This window comes from Vibrio neptunius (assembly GCF_000967495.1).
Taxonomy (GTDB): Bacteria; Pseudomonadota; Gammaproteobacteria; order Enterobacterales; family Vibrionaceae; genus Vibrio; species Vibrio neptunius.
The window spans coordinates 1-1,170 of sequence record NZ_JXXU01000140.1 but is presented as its reverse complement, the minus strand read 5'-3'; the positions used below and the strand labels follow the sequence as shown (position 1 = coordinate 1,170).

General features: G+C 47.2%; 1 protein-coding gene. It reads left to right on the top strand.

The features are described from left to right. Positions 1 to 1,158: elongation factor Tu (gene tuf, locus TW84_RS23415; protein ID WP_052707967.1), on the top strand; the 1,158-nt coding region annotated here is incomplete at its 5' end. Between the last annotated feature and the right edge of the window lie 12 nt (positions 1,159 to 1,170).

The window sequence follows — 1,170 nt, the reverse complement described above, 5'->3', positions numbered from 1 at the left end:
AAACCGCACGTAAACGTTGGTACTATCGGCCACGTTGACCACGGTAAAACAACTCTAACTGCTGCAATCTGTACAACTCTATCTAAAGTGTACGGCGGTGAAGCGAAAGACTTCGCATCTATCGATAACGCTCCAGAAGAGCGTGAGCGCGGTATCACAATCGCAACATCTCACGTTGAGTACGACACTCCAACTCGTCACTACGCACACGTAGACTGTCCAGGACACGCGGATTATGTTAAAAACATGATCACAGGTGCTGCACAGATGGACGGTGGTATCCTAGTTGTTGCTGCGACAGATGGCCCAATGCCACAAACTCGTGAGCACATCCTACTAGGCCGTCAGGTTGGTATCCCATACATCATCGTATTCATGAACAAATGTGATATGGTTGACGATGAAGAGCTACTAGAGCTAGTAGAAATGGAAGTTCGTGAACTTCTATCTGAGTACGACTTCCCAGGTGATGACCTACCAGTTATCCAAGGTTCTGCACTAGGCGCACTAAACGGCGAGAAGCAGTGGGAAGACAAGATCGTTGAGCTTGCTGAAGCCCTAGACTCTTACATCCCAGAGCCAGAGCGTGCAGTAGACCAACCATTCCTACTACCAATCGAAGACGTATTCTCAATCCAAGGTCGTGGTACAGTAGTAACTGGTCGTATCGAGCGCGGTATCCTAACAGTAGGTGATGAAGTAGAAATCGTAGGTATTAAAGAAACTACAACAACTACTTGTACTGGTGTTGAAATGTTCCGTAAGCTTCTAGACGAAGGTCGTGCGGGTGAGAACGTTGGTGCACTTCTACGTGGTACTAAGCGTGACGAAGTAGAGCGTGGTCAAGTACTAGCGGCTCCTAAGTCAATCAACCCACACACTAAGTTCGAATCAGAAGTATACGTACTGTCTAAAGATGAAGGTGGTCGTCACACTCCATTCTTCAAAGGCTACCGTCCACAGTTCTACTTCCGTACAACTGACGTAACAGGTGATATCTCTCTACCAGAAGGCGTAGAAATGGTAATGCCTGGCGACAACATCCAAATGCAAGTAGAGCTAATCGCTCCAATCGCAATGGATGAAGGTCTACGTTTCGCTATCCGTGAAGGTGGCCGTACAGTAGGTGCTGGTGTTGTTGCTAAGATCTTCGACTAATTCTTAGGAATT